Source organism: Streptomyces glaucescens, from assembly GCF_002154375.1.
GTDB lineage: Bacteria > Actinomycetota > Actinomycetes > Streptomycetales > Streptomycetaceae > Streptomyces > Streptomyces glaucescens.
In genome coordinates, this window is the sequence record NZ_MUND01000977.1 from 1 (window position 1) to 1444 (window position 1444).

Sequence of the window (1444 nt, forward strand, 5' to 3'; positions counted from 1 at the left end):
GTCACCTCCCGCGCGCTGGCCGTCACCGCCGCGGTGTCCGCCGCCCTCGCCGCCGGGCACCCGGCGTCCGCCGTCGCCGCCCCGCACGCCTCCCAGCGGCCCGGCGTCCCCGCAAGTGACGAGCCCGAGACCCCGCAGGGCGGCAAGGCCCCGCTGCACGGCCCCGGGGGAAAGCCCGCCCTGCCGGCCGTCCCGGCCGAGGCGCCCGCGACCACCCGGGCGGAGATCATCCGGCGGGCCAGGACCTGGGTGGCGGAGAAGGTGCCGTACAGCATGACCCGGTTCTGGCGGGACGGGTACCGGCAGGACTGCTCGGGCTTCGTCTCCATGGCCTGGAACCTGCCGGGCAACGAGTGGACCGGCACCCTCGGCCAGTACGGGGTGCGGATCGGCAAGGACGAGCTGGGGTCCGGCGACATCCTGCTCTTCCACAACCCCGAGGACCCGGAGCGGGGCTCGCACGTGGTGATCTTCGGCGGCTGGACGGACCACACCCGCACCTCCTACACCGCCTACGAGGCGACCCGCCCGCACGCCCGCGCGCAGGTCACGCCGTATGCCTACTGGACCCACTCCGACCGCTATGTCGCCTACCGCCACAAGGGGCTCGGCACGGGCACCTCCGGCGCCCGGCCGGACGACGGCACGGCGGCGGACCCCTTCCCCGGAGCGGCCTACTTCGGTCCCGGCGCGAACAACCGGCACGTCACCCGGCTCGGCCGGATGCTGGTCGAGCGCGGCGCCGGCCCCTACTACACCTCGGGCCCCGGCCCCCGCTGGACCGACGCCGACCGCCGGGCGACCCGGGCGTTCCAGCTGGCCCAGGGCTGGACGGGCGGAGCCGCGGACGGGCTGCCCGGACCGAAGACCTGGGCGCTGCTGGCCGGCGGCCGGGGCAAGGACATCACGGCCGGGGCGGCCGGCCCGCCCGGCGCCCCGGCCCCGCGGATCCCCGGGTTCCCGGGGCGGGGGATGTTCCGGCCGGGCGCGAGCAACCCGTACGTCACGCTGCTCGGCGAGCAGCTCGTGAAGAAGGGGTTCGGCAAGCACTACACGACCGGGCCGGGGCCCCGCTGGGGGGAGGCGGACCGGCGGAGCGTGGAGGCCTTCCAGCGCGCCCAGGGGTGGCGGGGCAGCGCCGCGAACGGCTGTCCGGGGCCGGAGACCTGGCGGCGGCTCTTCTCGTGACGACCCGAACCCCCTGTCGCGACGCGCCCCGCGTCGCGGCACACCCCTGTTGGGACACCCCCTCCTGGGGACGCATCTGGCGCGGAGGCTGGAGGCAGGCATGACCATGACCACGTCACCCACACCCGAGCCCGAGGGGCCGTCCCGGCCCGCCCGGCTCATCCAGAACGAGGCGACCACCGAGATCCCGGTCCATCTGCTGTTCCGTGACGACCCCGGTGATCCGGTGCCGCTCGCACCGGATCACCGGGGTCGT

At 76.1% G+C, this 1444-nt stretch carries 1 protein-coding gene and 1 pseudogene; both read left to right on the forward strand.

Annotated elements, in window-relative coordinates:
* Positions 1 to 1188 (forward strand): peptidoglycan-binding protein (locus CCN42_RS39900; protein ID WP_169731618.1); only part of this gene is annotated, 1188 nt, incomplete at its 5' end.
* 100 nt (positions 1189 to 1288) lie between these two features.
* Positions 1289 to 1444 (forward strand): annotated as a pseudogene (locus CCN42_RS45435) (SPFH domain-containing protein); the annotation flags it as partial.